Below are 24,188 nucleotides of genomic sequence, written 5' to 3' on the forward strand. Positions count from 1 at the left end.
TTGATGTGGCGACGAACTGTCTCGCTATCTCCGATGCGGACGCGAACTAGGCACCCCTTGCCTGTTCGCTAACGATAGCCCTGCAGCGCGGGGCGGGAAGGCGAGCATCGGGAGGAATCGCGGAGGGGTAGCGCGGCTTCCATTGGGAGGGGCGGTAGCTGCGTGGAGGATATTTTCAGCTCAAATGGAGTGCTCCCCAACCCTGCCAATTGGCACGGGGGATCGTTGGGATAGTCACCAGAATCGATCTGAATAGCGCGGCGCTTTTGGCTAGTCTCGCACTCGTCAGATGCATCGGCGGGGGATTGCTGATCATGCGCAATCGAACACGACAACTATAAGATGAAAGTTCTCCATATCATCACTGGCCTCAATGTGGGGGGTGCCGAGACTATGCTTGCCCGCCTGCTTGAGCATCGCGTTCAGTCGCCCGACATCCTTCCAGAGGTCATCTCCTTGATGGCGCCAGGACAGGTCGGCCGACGGATCGCTCTCACGGGAACGCCGATCCACAGCCTTGGCATGCGCGGTGGCGTGCCGACGCTCGCCGCGGCCATGCGCCTTGTGAAGTTCACCGAAAGTATAGCGCCGGACCTGATCATCGGCTGGATGCATCACGGCCAGATCGCCGCCACCTTGGCTGCAACGGTATCGAAGGTGCCGATGCTGTGGAACGTCCGGCACTCTCTCAGCGGCTATCGCGAAGAAAAGCCGATGACCCGCGCACTGCTGAGACTGGGCGCCTGGTTGTCGCGCAGGCCTGCCGCGATCATCTACAATTCGCGCGTTGCATCACGGCAATATACCGCGTTCGGATATTGCGCGCGTCGCGCCATGGTAATCCCGAACGGCTTCGACAGGAGCGGTTTCGCAGCCCGGGCCGAAGGCAGGGCAGCCCTTCGCTTGCGGTTGCGGGTGCCGGGGGATGCGCTTGTGATCGGCACCGTCGCGCGCAACCACCCCATGAAGGACGTGCCCAATCTTCTCGCCGCCTTCGCCGAAGTCCGGCGGGTGCGCAACGACGCTCACCTGCTGGTGGTGGGGGATGCGATGGACCAGCCATCGCCGGCTGCGGAGCGGATCCTGGCGACGCTGCCGCCGGCGAGCTGGACGCTTGCGGAGCACCGCAGCGACGTATCCGCCTGGCTCGCCGGCCTCGATATCCTGGCGCTGCCCTCGGCATGGGGAGAAGGCTTTCCGAACATCGTGGGTGAAGCGATGGCTTGCGGCGTCCCCTGCGTGGGCACCGACGTCGGCGATACGGGCTGGGTAATCGGCTCGACCGGTGTCGTCGTTCCGCCATGCGATGCCCCAGCTCTGGCCGCCGCACTGATCGAACTGGCGGAGCTGGGCGAGGACGGGCGGCGCGCACTCGGCCGGGCTGCGCAGGATCGGGTCGACCGCCATTTCGCGCTGCCGGCCGTCGTCGGGAATTACACCGCCCTATTCCGGAAGTATGCCCGGCCATCCTGGCCTGCGCCGGCGGTGCGCGGTCCGGCAGCAGGAGCCGATGTCCCATGAAGATCATCGTGGTGGCGAGCCTCGCTTTCTCGCTTGTCAATTTCCGAGGCCGCCTGCTCAAGGATATGGTCGCCAACGGTCACGAGGTAATGGCCTGCGCCCCGGACGACGATCGTGTGGTTGCGGCGCAGCTGGCCGCAATGGGTATAGGCTTTCGGGTGATGCCGATGGCGCGTGCCGGCCTGAATCCCCTCGCGGACACCCGGACGCTGGCCTGGCTCGTCAGCTTGTTCCGCAAACAGCGTCCCGATCTTGTGCTGGCCTACACGCAGAAGCCAATCGTCTATGCTGGCATCGCCAGCCGGATTGCCGGTGGCATCCGTTACTTCGCGATGTGCAGCGGTCTGGGCCACGCCTTTGCGGATAACGGCGCGCGCTGGCTGCGCTGGCTGGTCGCCGCATTGTACCGGGTGGCGCTCAAGCGCGCCGAGGGCGTTTTTGTTTTCAATGCCGACGATCGCGGCGAGATGCTGCGGCACCAGATGATCCGGCCCGACATGCTGGTCGTACAGGTGCCCGGGACGGGCGTGGATCTCCAATATTATACCGCGGTGCCGGTACAGCCTGGCCCGCCGCGCTTCCTGATGATCAGCCGCCTGCTGAGCAGCAAGGGCCTGTCCGAATATGTCGAAGCCGCACGGCGCATCCGCAAGCGGCACCCGCATGTGCGTTTCCGGTTGCTGGGTCCGCTGGACCCCAATCCCGCCGGGATCGGGATGGCGCAGATCGAGGCGTGGGCGGCGGAAGGCGTGATCGAATATCTCGGCGAGGTGCGGGATGTGCGGCCGAGCCTTGCCGCGGCGAGCGTCTTTGTCCTGCCGAGCTGGTATCGCGAGGGGCTGCCTCGCTCGATCCTCGAGGCCATGGCGATGGGACGCCCGGTCATCACCACCGACATGCCCGGCTGCCGCGAGCCCATCGACGAGGGTTCCAATGGCCTGCTGGTCGCGCCGCGCAATGTCGAATTGCTGGAGGCCGCGATGATGCGGTTCGTGCGGCAGCCTGGCCTTGCCGCCACAATGGGCGCCAGCGCACGGCGCACCGCAATCGGCCGCTTCTCCGTGCAGCGCGTCAACGAGATATTGCTGTCGACAATGCAGTTGTTCGCGCCGGTCGGTGCTGTGCCGCTGCCGCCAAAGTTGAGCGGCCGCGCGCCGCACCTGGCCGCATGACTGTCGCCCGCCTCCGCGATATCGCTGTCGCCGCCTTCGGCCTGTGCTTCCTGGCGCCGCTGTTGGGGATCGTCGCAGCGTCGGTCATGGCATTGGACGGGCGTCCGTTATTCTTCCTGCAGGTCCGCGGCGGACTGCACGGCCGCAATTTCGTGCTGTTCAAATTCCGGACGATGGACGCAGCGCGCGACGATGCGGGAGCGTTGCTGCCCGACGAGCAACGCATCACCAGGAGCGGGCGTTTCCTGCGTGCGACGAGGCTCGACGAACTGCCCCAGCTCTGGAACGTCCTCGTTGGGGACATGAGCCTCGTCGGGCCGCGGCCGCTGCTGGCGGCCACCGTTGCCGAGGCGGCGCGGACAGGATCGCCGAGGAACTCCGTGCGACCGGGCCTGACCGGATGGGCGCAGGTCAATGGCAACACATTGCTGACCGACCAGGACAAGATCGCGCTCGATGACTGGTATGTTGCCAACAGATCGGCCGCGCTGGACCTTCTGATCCTCGGGCGGACATTGGCGGTCGTCTTCTTCGGCGAGCGTCTGAACTCTATAGCAATAGGGAAAGCGCATGCGCGCAGTGATCATCGGGGCGGTTGAGAGCAGCCGCATAGCGGCGGAGTGCCTGCACAAGGCTCCGAGTTGGGATGTTGCGGGAATCGTTTCGCTGCCGCCCGAATTGGCAAGCCGCCATTCCGATTTTGTCGATCTTGCTCCTACTGCCGAACGGGCCGGATGCCCGCTCATCTGTGTCGAGAACGCCAATTCCGACGACGCGATTTCACGGATTGCGGCACTGGCGCCCGATTATCTCTTCGTCATCGGTTGGTCGCAGCTGTGCGGCGAGCGGCTTATGGAGATGACCCCTGGACAGGTGATCGGGTTCCATCCGGCACCGCTTCCTCGTTTGCGCGGCCGTGGCGTGATCCCGTGGACGATCCTCCTCGACGAGCCGATCACCGCGAGCACGATCTTCATGATCGATGGCGGCACCGATAGCGGGCCGATCCTCGCGCAACGCTTCTTCCATGTCGCACCAGACGAGACCGCCGCCACGCTCTACGCCAAGCATATGACGGCGCTCACCGAGATACTCCCGGGCCTCCTTGCGGACCTGGTCGAGGGCACCGCCGCCCCTGCGCCGCAGGATCCGCGCCTTGCCACCTGGGCGGCGCGCCGCCGGCCGGAAGACGGCGAGATAGACTGGAGCGGCAGCGCCGAAGCGGCCTGGCGGCAGGTTCGCGCCTGCGGCGATCCCTACCCAGGCGCGCGAGCGACATATCGCGATGAACCCATCGTCATCAAACGCGCGCGGATCGTCAGCCTGGCCGGGCATCGCGCCGGCTTGGTGGGGCAGATCGTGGAGCGAGGGAGCGAGGGCTTCACCGTACGATGTGGTGACGGGAGGGGCCTGTTGGTTCATGACTGGCAATGGAGCCGGCCGGGGCCGCCGCCGCTGCATTCGAAGCTCGCCGTGCGCGCGGGGGGCTGCGGATGTCGCTGATATCGCGCATATCGCGTGCGCTGGTGCTGGCGCCGCATCCGGATGACGAGATCCTCGGCTGCGGTGGAACCATTTCCAGGATCGCAAGCGGGGAGGGCAGCGTGACGGTCGCGGTCGTCACGCGCGGCCAGCCGCCGCACTTCGACAGCGCACAGGCCGACCATGTGCGCCTCGAAGCGGAGCGGGCGCATAGCCTGCTGGGCGTTTCGAGCACTCGCTTCCTCGATCTTCCCGCCGCGGCCCTCGACCAGATGCCGCTGGCGGATCTCAACCGTGCGATCGGCGAAGTCGTGTCCGACGTTCGCCCCGACACGCTCTTCGTTCCTTTCGTGGGCGATCTGCACTTCGACCACCGGCTGGTGTTCGAGGCAGCCATGGTTGCGGCAAGGCCGCGGGGCAACGACTATCCGGTGCGCATCCTTGCCTATGAAACGGTGTCGGAAACCAACTGGTCGGCGCCGATGCTGTCGCAGTCGTTTCAGCCGAACGTCTTCATCGACATCTCGGATCACCTTGAGGCGAAGCTCGATGCCTTCGCCTGCTTCGCGTCGCAGCTACGCCCCTTTCCCGACGAGCGTTCGCTCGAGACGCTGCGGGCGTTGGGCCTCGTGCGGGGTTCCACCGTCACGCGCTCGGCAGCGGAGGCCTTCATGCTCATCAGAGAGGTCAGTTGATATGGGCATCCCGGTAACATCAGATATTTTCGTAGGAGCCGGCATTCCTCGCAAACCACGGATCGGCCGAGGCAAGCGGCCCAAGCTGCGCATGTTGCTGAGCTCCGCCGGGCGCCGAGTGGGATTGCTGCGCGCGTTCCGGTCGTCCGCAGGCGCGCTTGGGATCGATCTCGAGGTGTTCGCCTGCGACCTGCAGCCGGAGTGGAGTTCTGCCTGCATGGAGGCGGATTATGCCTTCGCGGTGCCCCCGGCGGAAGGCGAGGGCTTCATAAGGACGGTGCTTGGCTTTTGCGAGCGGCATGCCATCGGGCTCGTCGTGCCGACCATCGACACCGAACTTCTGTGTTTCGCGAAGGCGCGCGACAGTTTCGCGATGATCGGTACGCAGGTCGCGGTCGGGAGCTCCAGTCTGGTGGAAATGGCCCGCGACAAATTGGCGACCGCGATATTCCTCGCTGAAAACGATATCCCGTCACCGAAAACGCAGAGCATCGAGGACTTCCTTTCGACCGATGGACCCTGCACCTGGCCGATGATCGCCAAGCCGCGCCATGGCAGCTCCAGTCGCGGCATCCACATCGTCCATGATCGGCGCGCGGTTGAGAATATGGAGTGCGATGAACCCTATATCGTCCAGGAAATGCTGCATGGCCGCGAGTTCACCGTGAATCTCTTCTTCGACGAATTTGGTGAGCTGCGGTGCACCGTACCGCATCAGCGGCTGAAGGTTCGTGCCGGGGAAGTCGAGAAGGGCGTGACCACGCGCGAACCGGCGTTGTCCGAGCTGGCGAGGAAGCTTGCCAGGGCGCTCGAAGCCCGGCCCTTTGGCGCGCTGTGCTTCCAGGCAATCATGAGCGACGACGGAAGGGCATCGATGTTCGAGATCAATGCGCGCTTCGGCGGCGGCTATCCGCTGGCCCACCGGGCCGGTGCGACCTTCACCCGCTGGCTGATCGAGCAACGGCTCAACTTGCCTCGTACGATGAGCGATGATTGGCAGGCCGACGTGGTAATGCTTCGGTTCGACGACGCAGTATTCGTCTGATGCGTTCAGGCCGAAGATCGGACGGCTATGACGCCGTGATGGTCTTCGACCTCGACGATACCATGTACCTGGAGCGCGACTATGTGGAGAGCGGCCTCCGCGCGGTCGGCTCATGGGCCGAGCAGCAGCTTGGGATTGCGGGCCTCTCAAACCGCATGCTTCGGTTGTTCAGGGCTGGATCCCGCGGGCACATCTTCGACGAAGCGCTGGCGGAGGCAGGCGAACTTCATGCGCCCGAACTGATTTCGCGCATGCTCAGCGTCTATCGCCAGCATCGTCCCAAAATAGCACTCGCGGCCGATGTGTCCCGGTTTTTGGCACGCCGTCCTCCGCGAACCGCGTTCGCCATCATCACCGACGGTTTTCTGGATGCGCAGAAGCGCAAGCTCCGGGCACTGGGCCTCACGACTGGTCAGGTAGATCTTGCGGTCTGCACCGATCGTTGGGGGCGGTCACATTGGAAACCGTCACCGCGGGCATTCGAACATGTTCAATCATTTTTTGGAATGCCGGCTGAATCCTGCACCTATGTAGCTGACAATGAAGAAAAAGACTTCGTTGCTCCCATTTGGTTAGGTTGGCGTACCGTTCACATCAAGCGTTCAGAGCGCTTGGCACAGAAACGACCGCTCCCTGCGCCGAAAGTTTGTCGTGAGATCGAAACGTTCGATCAGCTTTGAAAAAATCGACCAATAATTAACCTATCATAGTGCTGCTTCAGTTGTACGGACTAGCCTGTTTAGAACTAACATAGGTTGTTTGGTCTATGGTCCATAACACTGTTTATATTACCTATTTTGGATATGGCGCGAACAAAATGAGCTATCCGATATCGACGTTGCCGTAACCTTGGTTCGTGTTACACATACAAGTGGTCAGATGCTTTCGTAAGAAATCTGATGCGTGATCGAGGTGGCCTGCACTGCCTCATCCATAAGAGCCGATAAATACTCGGACGTTCCGAATATCTACAGTCGCTGACTGGAGAGGGAGGAAACTGAGACCTGTCACTAATATCACGGACTTCAACTCAACAATGGGGGTCTTCTGTGTACAAACAGCTTCACATCGCTATCGTTAGCCAGAACGAGATAGAGCGCGAAGGTCTTCGCCGTATCTTGATCGAACAATCCTTCGAGATCATCGGTGTCCATCGCGATCACCATAGCCTCGACCTGGAGCCGTTCATGATGCGGCCCGATATCGTCCCGATCGTGATCGTCGACGCGGTGACGGAGGAGGAAAGCCTCGAAACCTGCCGCTTCCTCAACGCGAACTGGCCGGACTGCAAGATCGTCATCTTTGCAGCCAATTGTCAGAGCCAGAGAGTGGCAGACGCCTTCCAGGTTGGTATCGACGGCTATGTCGGCAAGCACACGTCCTGCGAGAGCTTGGGCGAGATGCTCAAGCTCGTCGCCCTCGGGGAGAAGATGATCCCCTCGCAGGTGCTCTTTGACCTTGCGCTGCTCAAGTCGGAAAACATGTCCGGCGAGATGAGGGTTTCGCTCGGTGAAGCCAATCTTTCGGATCGCGAGCTCGAGATATTGCAGGGGCTCATTCGCGGTGAACCGAACAAGGTCATATCGCGGCGGCTGACGATCACCGAAGCGACGGTCAAGGTTCACGTAAAGTCCATCCTCCGCAAGGTCGGGGTGATGAACCGGACCCAGGCTGCGATCTGGGGAATGAGCAGAGGCCTTGTGAACGTCCCCGAGGCCATTCCATCGACATCCATGCCGGTGGTCAGCGCAGCGCTCCTCAATGGCAGCTCCTGCCTTCACCAATAGCCCGGGCCGAACATTGTCGAGCGGCCGGCAGACCGCTTCAGTAGCGAGGGTACGCACATGCCGAATGCACATGCGCTGAGCATTCCGGAGCAGGGACGCATCAACCCGGATCTCACGATATCCGCCATCCACCGCCAGCCCGGAACGCGAACCGGCTATATCGGCCTGGCAGATGCGCTCCGCGTCATTCGCCGCCGGATCGGCGTGATTCTGCTGGTGGTCGCGCTCGCCTTTGTTGCTGCGCTGCTGTTCCTGGCGACGACGCCGCCGACATTCAAGGCGACCACGACCGTGATGGTTTTGCCCGCCGACCAGGGCCTGTCGTCCTCGGTGCCCAACATGGTGCCGACGGCCACCGACGACGCAGCGATCCAGACAAAGGTCGAACTGCTGCAGTCCCGCGCGCTGATGAAGCAGACCGCCCAATCCCTCCGGCTAGCGGACGACAAGGAGTTTTCTCCACCGGTGCAGGACCGGTCGTGGACCGATAGCCTCTTCGCATTTCTCACGCCCGATGCTCCCGCACCGCGTGATTCGAGCGACCTGGCGGAAATGGCCGAGCGCGCCCGCAGCGAGGCGATCACCGACCGCCTGATCGACCATATCAGCGTTGCGCGCATCGCACGCTCGAATGTCATCGCCATCACGGCCTCGTCGATGGATCCGGCGAAGGCCGCGCTGATCGCCAATCGCCTGGTGGAAACCTACATACATAATCAGATCGACGAGGCGAACGACAGCCAGCGCCGGCAGATAAAGGCGCTCTCCAAGCGTGTTGCAGAGGTCCGCTCCTATCTGGAGCGCGCCGAACTCGCGGCTGCAGCCTATCGGCGCCAGCATGGCCTGTTGAGTTCTCAGCCCGAAGGCACGGCCAGTAACGAGGTCAGCCAATTGTCCGGGCTGCGCGTCCAGGCGATGTCGGACAGCGCGAACGACGGGCGCAGGGCGGCAGCCGTCCTGCCGGGTGGCGCGCCGGTCGCGACATCTCCCCTGCTGACTGATCTGTTGCAACAGGAAACGATGTTGTCGCGAAAGGTCGCCGAACTGACGACCTTCTATGGCCCCGGCTATCCGCAACTGATCCAGGCCGGGGCCGAACTGACGGCACTGCGATCCAGGATAAGGCAGGAGAGCACGCGGATCCAGGCTGAGCTTCGCGCACAGGCGGCCGCCAGCCAGGCCAGGACCGCGGCCGTTGCAGCCGCGATATCCGGTCTCAGGAACAGGTCGTTCGGCGATGGGCAGGCGGCCGTGCCGCTGAGGGCACTCGAGCGAAACGTCGGCGCCGTGAACGCGCAATATTCGGCGCTGTTGAACGAACTGAATGCCAAACTCGGCGCCCCGGCCGACAATAATCCGGACATATCGCGCGTTTCGCGCGCTCCCATGCCCGACGCGCCGGCCTATCCGATGCCCAAGCGCGTGCTGGCCATTGCCCTTCTCGCTGCGCTCGCCATCGGCATTCTGCTGGCCTTCATCATCGATACGATGGACACCAAGTTGCGGACCGGCGAACAGGTGCGCCGCCTGCTGGGCATCCCGACCCTGGCGATGGTGCCTGAGCTGAACGCCGAGGAGGGCAAGGTTCACGCCGCCGTGGCCGGTCGGCCGCGTTCTCGCTTCGCGGAAGCGATGCGCAACCTGCTGATCGAGCTCGAAGTCCGCATTCCGGCCAATCGCGGCCGCGTGGTCGTGATCACCTCGCCGCTCGAAGGGGAAGGCAAGAATACCGTGGCGGTAAGCCTGGCCGCAGCCGCAGCCGTGCTGGGCCGGCGTGCGGTTGTCGTCGATTTCGATCTTCGCCGGCCCGATCCGGCGATGAACGAGGGCAACAGCGAGGGGAAGAGCGCCGGCGTCGTTGCCTTCCTCGCAAAGCGCGCGCTGGTCGACGACCTTGTCACGGTTGAAGAGGAGGGTCATTTCGCGGTGATCGGCGTCGGCGAGACCGCGCGCGACCCCGGGGCGCTGATCGGGTCGCCACAGCTGCCCCAGTTGATTTCCGAACTGCGCGACAGATTCGAGCTGGTGATCCTCAACGGCCCGCCCATCCTGCCGGTACGCGACGCCAAGACGCTCGCGGATCAGGCGGATGCGACGCTGCTGGTGTTGCGCTGGGGCCGGACAAGCCCCGAGGCGGCGATGGCGGCGATGGAGATATTCGGTGGGCAAATTGCCGGCGCGGTCATCAACCGAGTCGATTATGAGGCGCATGCCGGCCGTCGCTACGGCGATGCCATCCATCATGTCTCGCTCTCGACCGCCTATTATGAGGCGGAACCGAAGCGCGCCGGGTCGCGCTTCAGAGCTCGTCGCTGGGCTCGCAGCCTGGCCGGCCGGGTATCCGAGTCCTTGCACCTTACCTAGGCGGCGCTGATCCGGCACCGGCTGGCGCATTGTGAGACCATAGGGCTGATGCATGTGATTTCGTCCGAATCATATGCTGCTATGTCCTTCATCAGCAAGGGATTGTGTGCGCCGAGTCAGGTTGGCGAAGGCGGTGATTGATCGAACCGGATCGGCGTCCGCGCGTCGTATGTCCGCATCTGCCGCCCTCGGCGAAGTTCGCTCGCTGGTGCGGTAGGATAGGACATTCCTGCGTGACGGAATGGCTGACGCGCCGGCGACATCAATGCATGCGATCCAGGCGAGATGAATGTTTTTGACAGCGATTCCAGGGTGAAAATCTAACATGACCGATTCAGATTATAATCTGCGCCGCGCCGAAGCGGAGTTGGCGCTGGCGCAATCCGCTACGCATTTCGCAGCCGTCAAAGCGCATTATGTCCTCGCCTGTCTTTATCTCGATCGTGCCTATGGCGAATGCATCGCCAAGGCGCCTTCACCACTCGATGTGGCTTTCAGGACGAGCGGTTGCGCGCAGGGCGCGTGAGCGACGCAAGGGACATGCTTACGGCGGCGGCCGGTCGACGAGCATGCGGCGTTCGACCCATTGACGGAGGCATCCGCCCAAAAATGACCATCGGGGCGTCAGCATCAGCGCCCGGACGAGCGCCAGCAACCAATAGAGTGGCGACAGGGTAACTGGTCGGCAGTTCGAACATCCAGGACAATCGAGTCATCGGCCTTTGATCCCTGAATATCGAAGGGCCGCGCCATCTCTGACGCGGCCCTTCCATTGTCAGCCTCATCCGGCCAGCGGGCATTCCGTTCGGCCGTGGCGGACCCGGCGCACGGGTCTGTGACCGATGCGCCGTCAGGCCGAATATACTCCTGAGGAGCAGATCGAACCCGCACGGCGAGCCGCGTAAGGCGTTGGACAATGAGACATTCGATCACCTCCTTTCATCTGTTGAAGATGCAGCCGATATGGTGAGCGGTGCAGGTAAGTGAAAGGATATGTGCGATATTTTTATATTGCTCGCCGCCGGATGTGTACGGCGAAAAGCCCGCCAACCTGGGATCGACGGGCTCCTCATGCCGAGCCGGCAGGTGCCTCCTTCAGGCTCGGCGCAATGACAGTGCCGGCTAGCGGACTGTGCCGCGGCGCACGAGATTGACGATCGCGAGCAAAACGATCGCGCCCAGCAGCGAGATGATGAGGGTGGAGGCGGTGATCGCACCGCTGGTAATCGGCGGGACACCGAGTAGCGGCGACAGCAAGAATGCGGCCAGGAAAGATCCGATGATCCCGACCACGACATTGAGCACGATGCCCTGTTGAGCATCGGTGCGCATTATCATGCTGGCAATCCAGCCAATAACACCCCCGACTACAAGAAGAATAAGGAGACCCATCGATCTACTCCTCGGTACGGAGCCGGAAGTGGCTCGGTCAATATAACGTCGCTTGATCTCTACCGTTCCCCCGCTATCCCTCGATCTGTCTCATGGCCGTCACGACAGCATTTCTCCCTGGCGGGTGGTAAAGCGCCATGGTCCGGCGGAGGCGCGTCATCGCCCGGTGATAAATCGACCGTTACGGACATAAAATCGTCTGGTAATATGCTACCAATCTGCGCTATCCGCTTCGAATTCTAGGGTATTTGGTCGAGCAAAGATAAGATCAAGCCGTTTCGACAGCAGGAAAGGTTGAGCATGCGACATGTTTTCAAGATAATCACGGCGGCCGGCTTGGCCGCGCTCGGCGCTGCAGGCGCGTCGGCGCAGGATTTGAGCACAGGTTCCGCGAGCTGGACCGGTTTCTACATTGGCGGGCAGCTCGGTTATAGCTGGCAACCGCGCGACGGCGACGAAGCGATCAGCTTCGATCGTAATCGCGACGGCAATTTCGGCGATGCTTTCCCCAACTTCTCGCCCGGTTTCTGCGGCGGTGCACCGACCACCCGGTCGCCTGCCACCGGCTGCACGAAGGACAATGACGCGACGATCTGGAAGGTCCATCTCGGCTACGATCTCCAGTTCGGCGAAACCAGCGGACCTGTCGTCGGCGCTGTCGTGGAAGCCGGCCGAGCCTATCTCTACGATAGCGTGACCGCATTCAGCACCACGCCAGCGGCCTATCGTTTCAAGGCAAAGCTCAAGGAAAATGCTTCGATCCGCGGCCGCGCCGGCTATGCGCTCAGCACCGGCACGCTGGTCTACGGCACCGGTGGCGTCACTTATGGCAAGATCGAGAACAGCTTCACGACCACCAATGCCGTCAACACTTTCACGCCTAACGATCCGACCAAGAACGCCTATGGCTATACCTATGGCGGCGGCATCGAACAGAAGGTCGGGCCGTTCTCGATCGGCGCCCTTTATCTGTTCACGGCGCTTAAGAACAACGACTATCGAGTCGCTGTGACGGGCGGCCCGGTCGGCGGACCTTTCACGGTGGTGAGCGGTACCGGCACCGATTTCCGCCGCGGCTTCTCGAAGTTCGCCTATCATTCGGTCGTGACGACCGTCAGCTATCGCTTCTGATCAACCGGCAAACTGCGTGGCCGCCCGGCCACGCAGTTCGCTGATCGCTCGCGGTCACACCGCGGTGCTGGAAACTCTGGCGTGGCTGCCTTCTTCGTCGGCGCGAATCTTGCCGCCGAACAGCATCTTCAGCTTGCCGCTGAGGGACATATCCGATTCCCATAGCTCGGCCTCGTCGATGTCGAATCGCGCCAGCGCCAGGTTGGGATCAGATTTCCCGCCGGGAAACCATGCCCCGGCCTGATTCGACCAGAGCTTCTCGATCATGGCAGGATCGTTGTCGACGGTGATCCGGCCGGACAGGCACGCGAAGAAGTCCTGACCCTTGGACACGAACTGCGCCATCGCCGGTCCACCGGGAGCGATGCGATTGTCCCTGCCGACAAAGAAGTAAATCCGGTCGAGCTGATCCTTGTCGAGCTGCACGGTCAGCGGTTCTGCATGGGTGCGCGGTTCCGAAAGACCGACCATCATGAACGGGCCGTGGCTCAGTTTGGCCCAAAGATGTTCCTTGAGTTTGGTCGCGTCCGACATCTTCAGTCTCCTTATTGGAAATCCCAGAACGAAGTAGTTCGCAAAGGTTTCCGTGCACACCACGGGTCGCCAGTCGCCGCGACAAGAGAGCCGCGAGGTGCGAAACACAAGGAGCAGGGCGGCATGACCGACCTGCTCCTCATTGGTCCGGGTGAGGGGCATCAGATGCGGTTGATCGCGCCCTTTACTTCGCCCTTCGCCTTTTGAAGATCGCCCTTGGCTTCCTGGGCGTCGCCATCGGCGCGAATATCGGGGCGATCGAGTGCGTCGCCTACCGCGCGCTTGGCCTTGCCGCCGGCTTCATTGGCAAAGCCTTTTGTCTTGTCGAGCATTTCGCCCATTGGGAATCTCCTTGACTACAGGAACGCCGCCACAACGTATTGGGAAGGATAGATGTTCCTATGGTATTGATTTATATTGATTTGTTCCCGAAACGAGCGGGGTCATGCGAGCACGGCCTGGTGGAAGAACAGCGCCTGACTAATCGCCGTCTTGATGGTGGAGCGCTGGAAGGGCTTGGTGATGAGGAAGGCGGGCTCGTGGCGCTCTCCCGTGAGCAGCCGTTCTGGAAAAGCCGTTATGAAGATCACCGGGACGGAAAAATCCGCTAGGATCTCCTGCACGGCGTCGACGCCGGAACTGTCGTCGGCAAGCTGGATATCGGCGAGGACCAAGCCGGGCCGGTGAGCGCGCGCACTCGCCACCGCTTCGTCGTGCGTGACGGCGATTCCGGATATGCCATGGCCCAGATCGCGCACGATGCTTTCGATGTCCATCGCGATGATCGGCTCGTCCTCGATGATCAGGACATTGGTGCGCGCCTGTCGTTCGATCTCGGCAAGCGCCTCGTCGGCAAGCGCTTCGACTTCAGCCCGGTCGCACCGCATCAGATAACCGGCATCCTCCGGCGTGAAACCCTCCATTGCAGTGAGCAGCAGCGCCTGGCGCGTCCGTGGGGTGATCCTGCCAAGTCGCGCTTCGCCGACCCCGGCCGCCTCCCACTGGCCGATCAGGACACGATAAATCGCCAGCCGGGGATCGACGTCACGAGGAAAGTCGCCGGGTGCAGCAACGATGCCCTCCAGAGCGGCACGGACAAAGCGGTCGCCCTCCTGCTGTGAACCGGTGAGCGCCCGCGCATAGCGTCGCAGGAAGGGCAGATGGGGGGCAAGTTCACGGCCAAGCGGCATTCTCGATACTCCTACGAATTCGAATGAAGGATCGCGGCGCCGCTGCCTTGCCTACACCGGCGCCATCCGATCGGGTCGACAGACTTAGTCGCCGCTGCTGGGTTCCGGTGACTTGCCGCTCGACTTGGCGGTGCTGCCAGCCGCGGTCGCCGCACCGCTATTGGTGGCAGCCGGGGCATCAGGACGGGGCTTGCGGATCGCTCGTTTGACGTCACCAACGGCACTTGGAGCCGTGTCGGCGGCCGCATCGCTTCGCGACGCTGCACCGACTTCGGCGCGGACCGAACCGGCTGCGCTGGTGGCCGCAGCCGGACTGGCGATCCGCACATCTCCGGCGGAAGACGCGTTCACCCCTCCGGCGACCTGAGCGGATGCCGAGGCCGATGTCAGGCCGAGCGCGATCGTCGCGATCACTTTACATATTCTGTTCAATCCTACCTCCGCTTCGGTTGGCCTTCGTCCGTCCCGGACCCGGTGACTTATGGCGCCCTCGATCGAGCTGTGCGGCTTACGCGGCGACTGAGTCGGGTTCGCGCGGATAGACACCGGCAAGAACCAAGTCGAAATGGTCACGCACGCGATGGTTGCAGTCGCAGGCGATTGCTTCCAGCCTGTCGGCGTCGAGGATCACGATCCGCCGACGGCGCGATCCGAGTATGCCCATCATGCCGAAGTGGCGCAGCGAGCGGTTGATGAAGCTGCGGCCGACGCCGAGCATCTCACCGAGTTGCTCCTGCGTGATGATGATCTCGTTGCAGTCGATCCGGTCGCGGGTGGCGATTAGCCAGCGGGCAAGGCGCTGTGCGATAGTGTGCGAGGCGTTGCAGGCGGCCGATTGAAACAGCTGGGCCACGAGGCAATCTGAATAGCGGGCAACCCAGTCGGCTATGCTGGGCGATTGAGCCTTGGCCTGGTTCAGCGCACTGAGTGGCAGCCGCAGGAACTTGCCTGGGAACTGGACATGAGCTCGCGCATATGCAGGGTAGTTCCCTGTGGAGATGATCCCGCCAACGGCACCCTCGCGGCCAACTAGCGCGGCATCGACCATATGATTGGCATCGGCGGCGACCACGAACGAGGCGGCGGCTGCCTCCAGCGGAAACCAAGCATAGCGAACTTCGCTGCCTGCCTCCTGCAATATCTTTCCAGTAGGAAATTCGAGGGCCGTGAGCGAGGGCAGCAGCAGCATCAGGTCGTCGGGTTTAAGCGCGGCAAGCAAGCGATTTTGTAAGGCAGTGTGCGTGTCGATCATACTCAACTCCAACAGCTGAGTTGCAAACGTTGCACCCCCGTACATGTTCACGAAGATACAGAGGAAAAAAGAAAAAAATTATGGCGAGACGAGAAAATCGAGATCTTGTCGTGGGTTAGTGGCGAGGGCTTGATTTCGGTTGCAGCTTGTGCGGCGGCGGGCTCAGGCCGCCTCGTCGGCGCGAACCAATGCGACCGCGCGCAGGATTGGGGTGCGATCGAACGGCTTTGATGAACTTCGCCGATATGGATAGCATCGCCGATCTGTTCGGGATTGGCGGTGACCAACAAGATCTTGGCGCCGTGGCGATTGATGTCCACGAGCGCCAGCATGCGCCTCGCCGCATTATGTCATTCCGGTGACACTTGTTTTCAGCCAGCCGGCTACGGCCTCGATCCGGGCGAGGCGGCGCAGGTCGCTATGGGTGACCAGCCAGAAGCTGCGGCGGATCTCGATCAGATCGGCAAGCAGCGGTGTAAGCGAAGGGTCGCGGTCGCCGATGAAGGCTGGCAAGATGCCGATGCCGGCGGCGCTGGCGATCAGCCTGTGCTGCACGTTGATGCTGGTGCTGCGCGCGACCGCCGACAGGCCGGCGCCGACCTCGCTGAGATAATCGAGTTCGGGGGCATAGATGAACTCGGGAACATAACCGACCAGCGGGTGCTGCCTCAGGTCCTCGATCCGCTTCGGTTTGCTGGTCGCGGCCAGATAGTCGGCGGCGCCATATAGCCGCAGGCTGTAATTGCCGAGCTTGGCTGCGGCGAGCCGGCCCGTGCGCGGGCGTGCGAGCATGACCGCCATATCCGCCTCGCGTTTGGACGGGTTGAGGAAGCCCGACGCGGTGACGAGATCGAGCCGGATATCGGGGTGATCACGCTGGAAGGCGGGAAGGGCGGGGGCCAGCACCCAGGTCGCGAAGCCTTCAGCCACGCTCAGCCGCACCTGACCGGACAGGCTGGACGAGTCGCCTGTCACGTCGCCGATCGCTGCCAGCGTTGCGCTTTCCATCTCCTCGGCATGGGCGAACAGCGCTTCGCCACGCTCGGTCAGTCGCCGCTCCCCCCCGATCGTCTCGAACAGGCTGGCGTTCAGGCTGGTCTGTAGCCGCGCTATCCGCCGGCTCAGCGTCGTCACGTCTATTCCCAGTGCCCGCGCGGCCGGCGCCGCCTTTCGCATGCGTGCCAGCACCAGGAAAATCCGCAGGTCGTCCCAATCGAACATTCTCGATCCATACTGCAAAAATGCACACTTAACATGCAAATATACCTCCTTGCATGCGGGAACTCACAGGTTCATTGAGCCGGAAAATTGGCATCCGCGGCGTTCGGTGACGGTTGCCGAAGCATTTTCACAGGAGTGGATCGATGGCCCAAGCTAATCTGACATTGGTTGATGCCGATCCGGCTGCCGCTGAGATTGCGGAACTGGTCGGCCGGGCGCGCGCAGCCCAGGCGCAGATCGAGAATTATACGCAGGAGCAGGTCGACAAGTTGATCACCGCGATGGTGTGGGCGGTCGCGAAGCCAGGCGTGGCCGAGAAGGTCGCCCAATTCACGGTCGATGAAACCCAGCTCGGCAATTATGAGGGCAAGTTTCTCAAGATCTTCCGCAAGACCCGCGCGACCCTGTACGACATCATCAACGACAAGTCGGTTGGCATCCTGGAAGAGGATCCGGTTCGCAACATCGTCAAGATCGCGAAGCCGGTCGGCGTGATCGGTGCGCTTGCGCCGACGACCAACCCCGAAGCGACGCCGGTCATCAAGGCGATCTCCGCGGTCAAGGGGCGTAACGCGATCATCGTCGCGCCGCATCCGCGCGCCAAGCTCACCAACAAGATGATCTGCGACCTGATGCGGGAGGCGATCGTCAAGATGGGCGCCCCTGCAGATCTGGTGATCAGCATCGATACGCCATCGCTCGAAAAGACCAATGAACTGATGAAGCAGTGCGACCGCATCCTCGCGACCGGCGGTGCGGCGATGGTCACTGCGGCCTATTCCAGCGGCACGCCGGCGCTTGGCGTGGGTGCGGGCAACGCGGTGGTGACTGTCGACGACACCGCCGATCTGGACGATGCCGCTGAAAAGATCCGGATCTCCAAGACTCTTGACCTCGCGGCGAGCTGCTCCTCGGACAACAGTGTGATCCTCGTGGATGCGATCTATGACAAGATGCTCGCCAAGCTGCAGGAGAAAGGCGGCTACATCCTGAACGATGCCGCCAAGGCGAAGCTGCAGGCCGCGATCTGGGTCGATGGACATATCAACGCGAAAGTCGTCGCACAAACTCCTAAGTTCATTGCCGACTACGCTGGTTTCGAAATTCCGGAAGACACGCAGTTCTTCATCGTGCCTGAAACCGGCTATGGTCCTGAGCATCCTTTCTCGGGCGAGAAGATGACAGTCACGATGGCGCTCTATCGCGCCAAGGACATCGACGACGCGATCCGCCTGACCAACGGCATTCAGGCCTATCAGGGCCAGGGGCATAGCTGCGGCATCTATTCGAACAGCGATGAGAACATCATGAAGCTGGCGAACGCGACGAAGACCTCGCGTGTGATGGTCAACCAGCCGCAGGCGGCTTCGAACAGCGGCAATCTGTGGAATGGCATGCGGCAGACCTTCTCGCTGGGCTGCGGTTCGTGGGGTGGCAATTCCACGAACAACAACATCACCTGGCGCGATCTGATCAACGAAACCTGGGTTTCGAAGCCGCTGGCCGAAACGAAGATCCTTCCGCCGGATGAGGTGTTGTTCGCGTCCGTCATCGACAAGCTGAAATAATCCGGCTGCCGCTGGGTTGGGTTTGACGTTATGGGCGCAGGGGGGCAGGTGCCTTTAGCCATGAACCAGTTTGATTTGACCGATGATCAGCGCGCCATTCGGGATATGGCGCAGAAATTCACCGCCGATGCGATTACGCCGTTCGCGGCGGAATGGGACGAGCATCATATTTTCCCCCGCGAGGTCGTGAAGGCTGCCGCGGATCTCGGGTTCGGTGGCATCTATGTCTCCGAGGAAGGGGGCGGCATCGGGCTGGGACGGCTCGAGGCGGCGCTGATCATGGAAGCGATGGCCTATGGCTGCCCTTCCACCTCCGCTTTCATCTCGATCCACAACATGTCCGCCTGGATGGTGGACTGCTTCGGCGGTGCAGAGGTCAAGGCAAAATATCTGGCCGATCTCGTCGCCTGCGACAAGATAGCCAGCTACTGCCTGACCGAGCCCAGCGCGGGGTCCGACGCGGCGAGCCTTCGTACCAGGGCGGTTCGCGATGGCGACGATTATGTGGTCACCGGATCGAAGGCCTTTATCTCTGGCGGCGGCGAAAACGAACTTTATGTAACGATGGTTCGGACCGGTGAGGATGGCCCGAAGGGCATCTCGTGCCTCGTCATCGAGAAGGGCATGCCGGGCGTGAGCTTCGGCGCACAGGAGAAGAAGCTGGGCTGGCGGTCGCAGCCGACGGCACAGGTCAATTTCGACGGCGTGCGGGTACCCGTTGCCAATCGGCTGGGCGACGAAGGGGCCGGGTTCGGCATCGCCATGTCCGGCCTCGATGGCGGGCGGCTCAACATCGGCGCCTGTTCGCTTGGCGGTGCGCAGCGCGCGCTCGATGAAGCGGTGAACTACACCAAGGAGCGGCGACAGTTCGGCAAGGCGATCGCCGAGTTCCAGGCCACGCAGTTCACGCTGGCGGACATGGAGACAGAATTGCAGGCGGCCCGGATGCTGCTATACGCCGCCGCGGTGAAGGTGACGGCCGGCACCGCCGACAAGACGCGCTTTGCCGCCATGGCCAAGCGGATGGCGACCGACACGGGATCGTCGGTCGTCGATCGCGCGCTGCAGCTGCACGGGGGATATGGCTATTTGCAGGATTACCCGATCGAACGACTGTTTCGCGACCTCCGCGTGCATCGCATCCTCGAAGGGACCAACGAAGTCATGCGGATGATCGTCAGCCGGGATATGCTCCGATAATGAGCCAGGACATCTTCACCTTCGTTGAAGGCCGTACCGGCCGGATCCGGCTCAACCGTCCCAAGGCAATTCACGCGCTCACCCATGAGATGTGCTCCGCCATGATCGCGGCGCTGAGCACGTGGGCCGAGGATGACGCCGTCGACCTGGTGATGATCGACCATGCCGAGGGAAGGGGCTTCTGCGCTGGCGGTGACATTCGTGTCATAGCCGACAGTGCCGCGGGTGACGGCGTCGCGGGGCGTGCCTTCTTCCATGAGGAATACCGCCTCAACCATCTGCTGTTCACCTATGCCAAGCCGACCGTCGCCTTCCTCGACGGGATCACCATGGGCGGCGGCGTGGGTATCTCGCAGCCATGCACGATCCGCGTCGTCACCGACCGCACGATGTACGCCATGCCGGAAACCGGGATCGGCCTGTTCACCGATGTCGGCGGCGGCCGTTATCTCTCGCGGATGCCGGGCCGTACGGGCCAATATGTCGGGTTGACCGGCGCTCGGCTTAGCGGCGCCGAATGTTTAGCGCTCGGCATCGGCAGCCACTATGTCGCAGGCGACGATGTCGAGGCCTTGAAAGCCGCGATCCTTGGCAACCCTCGGGGGATCGATGCGGCGCTGCGCAGCGCCGGAACGATGGTGCCGCCCGCCCCGATCCTCGATCACCGAGCCGATATCGACCGGCTGTTCGCGTCCGACCACTTCGAGGAGATTCTGGCGGCTCTGGCCGCGGATGGTGGAGACTGGGCACTGGCAACGCTCAAGACGCTCGAGACCAAGTCGCCGCGAGCCTGCAAGGTCGTGCTGCGACTCCTGTTCGAAGCGGCGAAGATCGAAGATTTCGCGGCTGAAATGACCATGGAATACGCCGTGGCCGTCCATATGATCGCTCGGCCGGACTTCGTCGAAGGTGTCCGTGCTTTGATCATCGACAAAGACAATTCACCGCGCTGGAATCCACCGACGGCAGATGGTGTTAGCGAGGCCGAGGTCGACGCGATCTTTGTACCGCTGCCGGCTGCCGAGGCCTGGACGCCCGTGCCCAACGCTTGAAAGGCCCCTGATGACCTACGAAACCATTCTCGTCGAGCTGCAAGGCGCCGTTACGGTGATCCGGCTGAATCGCCCGCAGGCGCTGAACGCGCTGAACACCCAGGTGCTTGCCGACCTGATCGACGCCTTCAGCAAGTTCGACGCCGATCCAAGCCAGCGTTGCGCAGTGCTTACGGGCAGCGACAAGGCGTTCGCCGCCGGAGCCGACATCAAGGAAATGCAGCCGAAGGGTTTTTCGGCGATGTTCGGGGAGAATTTCTTCGCCGGTTTCGAGCGGGTCACCGCGACTCGCAAGCCCTGGATCGCTGCTGTGGCCGGCTTTGCGCTGGGCGGTGGATGCGAACTGGCGATGATGGCCGATATCATGATCGTCGCCGACAACGCCAAGTTCGGGCAGCCGGAGATCAAGCTTGGGGTCGCGCCCGGGATGGGCGGCTCGCAGAGGCTGACTCGCGCCGTGGGCAAGTCGAAGGCGATGGACATGTGCCTGACGGGGCGGATGATGGATGCCGCCGAGGCCGAGAAGGCGAATCTGTGCAGCAAGGTCGTGCCGCTTGCCGAGCTGATGGATGAGGCGCTCAAGATGGCGCAGACGATCGCGGCGATGCCGCCGCTGGCGGCGATCGGCAACAAGGAGATGATCAACGCCGCGTTCGAAACCGGCCTCGCCACGGGGCTGCTGTTCGAACGCCGTGTTTTCAACGGACTCTGCGCGACCGCGGACAAGGCCGAGGGCATGACTGCCTTCGTCGAGAAACGACCCGGCAATTGGACGGGCCAGTAAGATGGCGACGATCGGTTTCATCGGGCTCGGCAATATGGGTGGTGGAATGGCCGCCAATCTGTCGAAGAAGGGCCATGACGTTCGTGCCTACGATCTTTCCAGGGACGCTCTCGATAAGGCGGTCGCGGCGGGCTGCGTAGCTGTCGGGTCGGCTGCGGAAGCTGCTGCAGGCGCAGAGTTCGTCGTTTCGATGCTGCCAGCGGGCCAGCATGTCCGCTCGGTCTATGAGGGCGAAATATTTTCTGTGGTTCCAGCGACGGCATTGCTTATCGATTGCTCGACGATCGACGTCGCGACCGCGCGCGCGGTTGGCGCGGCGGCCGCTGCCAAGGGCCTGGCGATGGTCGACGCACCGGTCTCGGGCGGCATCGGCGGTGCCATTGCCGGCACGCTGACGTTCATGGTGGGCGGCAGCGCGGAGCATTTCGCCCGTGCAGAGCCAGTACTCACCTTGATGGGCAAGGCGGTGATACATGCCGGTACGATCGGATCCGGCCAGGCCGCGAAGATCGTCAACAACATGATCCTCGGCGCGAACATGGTGGCGACATGCGAGGCGTTCGCGCTGGCGCAAAAGCTTGGCCTCGACCTCCAGACCTTCTACGATATATCGTCGAAGGCCAGCGGACAGAGCTGGTCGATGACCAGCTATTGTCCGGTCGCGGGCGTCGGGCCGGTCAGCCCGGCCGACAGCAATTTCGAAGGCGGCTTTGCCAGCGCCTTGATGCTCAAGGATCTCAAGCTGGCGGTAGAGGCGGCACAAGGCGTCGGCGCCAGCGTCCCGATGGGCGGCCATGCCGAAAGCCTGTACCAGGCTTTCACCAACCTTGGCGGCGGCGGCAAGGATTTCTCGGCCATCATCAAGCTGTTGGATGGCAGCTTTAACAAATAACCTGCGCAGCAGCGTCAGGCAGGCACATCGTTGAACTGCAGCCGGGCCAGCCGCGCATACAAACCCTCGTGCGCGCTGAGGCTCTGGTGCGTGCCCTGTTCGACGATGCGGCCCTGATCCATGACGATGATCCGGTCCGCCGCGCGGACGGTGGCGAGACGGTGGGCTATGACGATCGTGGTGCGGCCCCGCATCAGCCGATCGAGCGCATCCTGGATCAGCCTTTCCGATTCCGCATCGAGTGCCGAGGTGGCCTCGTCGAGCAGCAGCAGCGGCGCGTCGCGCAGCAGTGCGCGTGCGATCGCGAGGCGTTGGCGCTGGCCGCCCGACAGCCGCGCGCCGGCCTCGCCCAGGAAGGTGTCGAGGCCATCTGGCAGCGCGCGCAGGAAGGTCGCGGCGTTGGCGGCCTCGGCCGCTGCCCAGATCGCGCTGTCATCGGCATCCCAGCGGCCATAGCGCAGATTGTCGCGTGCCGAGGCGCCGAAGATCACCGTCTCCTGCGGCACCACTGCGAGACGAGCGCGGATGTCGGCTGGATCCGCATCGCGCAGTGCGATGCCGTCAAGGCGGATCGCGCCCGATTCGGGATCATAGAAGCGCTGCGCCAGCTGCAGGATTGTCGATTTGCCGGCACCCGACGGGCCGACCACCGCCACCATTTCGCCGGGCTCGACGACCATGCTTATGTCGTCGAGCGCCAGCACTTCGGGGCGGGTGGGATAGCGGAAGGCGACATGGTCGAACTCGAGCCGGCCACGCGGTGGCGAGGGCAGTGCGGCCGGCAGTGCGGGCGCCCGGATGTCGGGTTCCGCGCCCAGCAGCTCGGAAAGCCGTGCGGCCGCGCCTGCTGCCCGCACGATATCTCCATAGACCTCGGCGAGCGCGCCGAACGCGCCGGCGACGATGCCGCCGGTCAGGATGAAGGCTGCGATCGAACCGCCCGACAGCTTTCCCGAAGCGACATCGACCGCGCCTTGCCACATCACCATCGTGATTGAGCCGAAGATCAGGGCGATCACGATCGCGGTCATCACGGCGCGCATGCGGATGCGGCGCTTTGCGGTGGCGAAGCCTGCGCCGACAACGGTTTCGAACCGTTGCGCCTCGCGCGCCTCCTGACCGAAGGCTTGGACGATCTTCATCGCCCGCAGCGTTTCGGAGACTGTCGCGCCGACGTCGGCGATACGGTCTTGGGTGCTCTGCGACAATTTGCGCAGTCGCCGGCCCATCACGATGATGGGGAGCAGGACGAGCGGGATGCCGAGCAGCAGCAGCGCGGCCAGCTTGGGCGCTATCGCGAACAGATAGATGATGCCGCCGATCGCCAGCACGATGTTGCGCAGTGCCACCGACACGGTGGTCCCGACGACCTGTTCAATGACCGAAGTGTCGGCGGTCAGCCTCGATGCGATCTCCGACGGCCGGTTCTCCTCGAAGAAGCTCGGCGCCAGACGGAGCAGATTGGCCTGAACTGCGATCCGGATATCGGCGACGACGCGCTCGCCCAGCCAGGAGACGAAATAATATCGGCAGGCGGTGGCAAGCGCGAGCACCAGCACGATGATCAGGAGGTAGCGGAAATAGGGGCCGACATCGCCGCGCGAGGCGATGAATCCCTTGTCGATCACCAGGCGGAACCCGCCAGGAATCGCCAGCGTCGCCGTTGCGGCGACGATCAGCGCCAACGCGGCACCGACGATACGGCCAGGATAGGCAAGCGCGAAGCGCCAGATCATGGCGAGCTCGCCGAGCTTACGGGGGGAGCTTTCGGGAGGACCATTGCGTTTCGCCATGGACCGGCCCTAGCAACCCTTGGGCGCACGCTCAATCGCGGGCTTCATGATCTCGCAATTCGATCCTGCTATCCCCACATCGGTTGAGCATGCTCGGCATTGCGCGATGCATG

25 protein-coding genes are annotated in these 24,188 nt (G+C 62.8%); 16 read left to right on the forward strand and 9 right to left on the reverse strand.

Going from position 1 to position 24,188, the window contains the following annotated elements:
• Positions 1 to 342 precede the first annotated feature (342 nt).
• The 10 genes from AC1DPF_RS16070 to AC1DPF_RS16115 all read left to right on the forward strand — a co-directional run bounded on the left by AC1DPF_RS16070 (position 343) and on the right by AC1DPF_RS16115 (position 10,592).
• Positions 343 to 1,521 carry a glycosyltransferase gene (locus tag AC1DPF_RS16070; protein ID WP_477962349.1) on the forward strand — a complete coding sequence of 393 codons (1,179 nt, stop codon included), beginning with the start codon at positions 343 to 345 and terminating at the stop codon, positions 1,519 to 1,521.
• Positions 1,518 to 2,693, forward strand: coding sequence for a glycosyltransferase family 4 protein (locus AC1DPF_RS16075; RefSeq protein ID WP_477962351.1), 1,176 nt, complete (start codon positions 1,518 to 1,520; stop codon positions 2,691 to 2,693). The genes AC1DPF_RS16070 and AC1DPF_RS16075 overlap by 4 nt, the downstream gene beginning before the upstream one ends.
• Positions 2,690 to 3,292 (forward strand): sugar transferase, encoded by a 603-nt coding sequence (locus AC1DPF_RS16080; RefSeq protein ID WP_477962353.1) that lies wholly within the window; start codon positions 2,690 to 2,692, stop codon positions 3,290 to 3,292. The genes AC1DPF_RS16075 and AC1DPF_RS16080 overlap by 4 nt, the downstream gene beginning before the upstream one ends.
• The gene (locus AC1DPF_RS16085) at positions 3,264 to 4,196 is read left to right on the forward strand and encodes a methionyl-tRNA formyltransferase (RefSeq protein ID WP_477962355.1); all 933 of its coding nucleotides are present in this window, start codon (positions 3,264 to 3,266) and stop codon (positions 4,194 to 4,196) included. The genes AC1DPF_RS16080 and AC1DPF_RS16085 overlap by 29 nt, the downstream gene beginning before the upstream one ends.
• On the forward strand, positions 4,187 to 4,870 hold the full coding sequence (locus tag AC1DPF_RS16090; RefSeq protein WP_477870778.1) for a PIG-L deacetylase family protein: 684 nt from the start codon (positions 4,187 to 4,189) through the stop codon (positions 4,868 to 4,870). Before AC1DPF_RS16085 ends, AC1DPF_RS16090 begins: the two co-directional genes overlap by 10 nt.
• A gap of 91 nt (positions 4,871 to 4,961) precedes the next feature.
• Entirely contained in the window at positions 4,962 to 5,915 is a 954-nt protein-coding gene (locus AC1DPF_RS16095; protein ID WP_477870780.1) for an ATP-grasp domain-containing protein, read from the forward strand.
• Positions 5,916 to 5,953: 38 nt separating this feature from the next.
• Positions 5,954 to 6,595, forward strand: coding sequence for an HAD family hydrolase (locus tag AC1DPF_RS16100; protein WP_477870782.1), 642 nt, complete (start codon positions 5,954 to 5,956; stop codon positions 6,593 to 6,595).
• A gap of 438 nt (positions 6,596 to 7,033) precedes the next feature.
• The gene (locus AC1DPF_RS16105) at positions 7,034 to 7,702 is read left to right on the forward strand and encodes a LuxR C-terminal-related transcriptional regulator (RefSeq protein WP_477870784.1); all 669 of its coding nucleotides are present in this window, start codon (positions 7,034 to 7,036) and stop codon (positions 7,700 to 7,702) included.
• Positions 7,703 to 7,759: 57 nt separating this feature from the next.
• Positions 7,760 to 10,066 (forward strand): GumC family protein, encoded by a 2,307-nt coding sequence (locus AC1DPF_RS16110; RefSeq protein ID WP_477962357.1) that lies wholly within the window; start codon positions 7,760 to 7,762, stop codon positions 10,064 to 10,066.
• 325 nt (positions 10,067 to 10,391) lie between these two features.
• Entirely contained in the window at positions 10,392 to 10,592 is a 201-nt protein-coding gene (locus AC1DPF_RS16115) for a hypothetical protein (RefSeq protein ID WP_477870788.1), read from the forward strand.
• 596 nt (positions 10,593 to 11,188) lie between these two features.
• Here AC1DPF_RS16115 and AC1DPF_RS16120 read toward each other — a convergent pair.
• The gene (locus AC1DPF_RS16120; RefSeq protein ID WP_477870790.1) at positions 11,189 to 11,458 is read right to left on the reverse strand and encodes a GlsB/YeaQ/YmgE family stress response membrane protein; all 270 of its coding nucleotides are present in this window, start codon (positions 11,456 to 11,458) and stop codon (positions 11,189 to 11,191) included.
• A gap of 300 nt (positions 11,459 to 11,758) precedes the next feature.
• Here AC1DPF_RS16120 and AC1DPF_RS16125 point away from each other — a divergent pair, with 300 nt between their 5' ends.
• Positions 11,759 to 12,589: an outer membrane protein gene (locus tag AC1DPF_RS16125; protein WP_477962359.1), complete on the forward strand. Its 831-nt coding sequence runs from the start codon at positions 11,759 to 11,761 to the stop codon at positions 12,587 to 12,589.
• Positions 12,590 to 12,643: 54 nt separating this feature from the next.
• Here the strand turns inward: AC1DPF_RS16125 and AC1DPF_RS16130 are convergent, their stop codons facing one another.
• The 7 genes from AC1DPF_RS16130 to AC1DPF_RS16160 form a co-directional block, all read right to left on the reverse strand.
• The gene (locus AC1DPF_RS16130) at positions 12,644 to 13,123 is read right to left on the reverse strand and encodes a pyridoxamine 5'-phosphate oxidase family protein (RefSeq protein WP_477870793.1); all 480 of its coding nucleotides are present in this window, start codon (positions 13,121 to 13,123) and stop codon (positions 12,644 to 12,646) included.
• 161 nt (positions 13,124 to 13,284) lie between these two features.
• On the reverse strand, positions 13,285 to 13,464 hold the full coding sequence (locus tag AC1DPF_RS16135; protein ID WP_477962361.1) for a CsbD family protein: 180 nt from the start codon (positions 13,462 to 13,464) through the stop codon (positions 13,285 to 13,287).
• 102 nt (positions 13,465 to 13,566) lie between these two features.
• Positions 13,567 to 14,313, reverse strand: coding sequence for a response regulator (locus tag AC1DPF_RS16140; RefSeq protein ID WP_477962363.1), 747 nt, complete (start codon positions 14,311 to 14,313; stop codon positions 13,567 to 13,569).
• Between the two features lie 84 nt (positions 14,314 to 14,397).
• Entirely contained in the window at positions 14,398 to 14,727 is a 330-nt protein-coding gene (locus AC1DPF_RS16145) for a hypothetical protein (protein ID WP_477962365.1), read from the reverse strand.
• A 94-nt stretch (positions 14,728 to 14,821) separates the two neighbouring features.
• Positions 14,822 to 15,610: a Crp/Fnr family transcriptional regulator gene (locus tag AC1DPF_RS16150; RefSeq protein ID WP_477962381.1), complete on the reverse strand. Its 789-nt coding sequence runs from the start codon at positions 15,608 to 15,610 to the stop codon at positions 14,822 to 14,824.
• Positions 15,611 to 15,612: 2 nt separating this feature from the next.
• A complete protein-coding gene (locus tag AC1DPF_RS16155) occupies positions 15,613 to 15,897 on the reverse strand; it encodes a hypothetical protein (protein ID WP_477962367.1) in 285 nt (94 codons plus the stop codon).
• Between the two features lie 13 nt (positions 15,898 to 15,910).
• Positions 15,911 to 16,786, reverse strand: a complete 876-nt coding sequence (locus AC1DPF_RS16160) for a LysR family transcriptional regulator (protein ID WP_477870802.1) — start codon at positions 16,784 to 16,786, stop codon at positions 15,911 to 15,913.
• Between the two features lie 143 nt (positions 16,787 to 16,929).
• Here AC1DPF_RS16160 and AC1DPF_RS16165 point away from each other — a divergent pair, with 143 nt between their 5' ends.
• The 5 genes from AC1DPF_RS16165 to mmsB are packed head-to-tail and all read left to right on the forward strand — an operon-like array spanning position 16,930 to position 22,282.
• Positions 16,930 to 18,354: an aldehyde dehydrogenase family protein gene (locus tag AC1DPF_RS16165; protein ID WP_477962369.1), complete on the forward strand. Its 1,425-nt coding sequence runs from the start codon at positions 16,930 to 16,932 to the stop codon at positions 18,352 to 18,354.
• A gap of 60 nt (positions 18,355 to 18,414) precedes the next feature.
• A complete protein-coding gene (locus tag AC1DPF_RS16170) occupies positions 18,415 to 19,554 on the forward strand; it encodes an acyl-CoA dehydrogenase family protein (RefSeq protein WP_477870806.1) in 1,140 nt (379 codons plus the stop codon).
• On the forward strand, positions 19,554 to 20,606 hold the full coding sequence (locus tag AC1DPF_RS16175) for an enoyl-CoA hydratase/isomerase family protein (protein WP_477962371.1): 1,053 nt from the start codon (positions 19,554 to 19,556) through the stop codon (positions 20,604 to 20,606). Before AC1DPF_RS16170 ends, AC1DPF_RS16175 begins: the two co-directional genes overlap by 1 nt.
• A gap of 10 nt (positions 20,607 to 20,616) precedes the next feature.
• Positions 20,617 to 21,390: an enoyl-CoA hydratase-related protein gene (locus tag AC1DPF_RS16180; protein WP_477962373.1), complete on the forward strand. Its 774-nt coding sequence runs from the start codon at positions 20,617 to 20,619 to the stop codon at positions 21,388 to 21,390.
• Position 21,391: 1 nt separating this feature from the next.
• On the forward strand, positions 21,392 to 22,282 hold the full coding sequence (mmsB, locus tag AC1DPF_RS16185; protein WP_477962375.1) for a 3-hydroxyisobutyrate dehydrogenase: 891 nt from the start codon (positions 21,392 to 21,394) through the stop codon (positions 22,280 to 22,282).
• 14 nt (positions 22,283 to 22,296) lie between these two features.
• On the opposite strand, the gene AC1DPF_RS16190 is transcribed toward mmsB, so the two are convergent.
• Positions 22,297 to 24,075, reverse strand: a complete 1,779-nt coding sequence (locus AC1DPF_RS16190) for an ABC transporter transmembrane domain-containing protein (protein WP_477870814.1) — start codon at positions 24,073 to 24,075, stop codon at positions 22,297 to 22,299.
• Positions 24,076 to 24,188: the final 113 nt, after the last annotated feature.

The sequence above is a fragment of the Rhizorhabdus sp. P4_G6 genome, assembly GCF_056401045.1.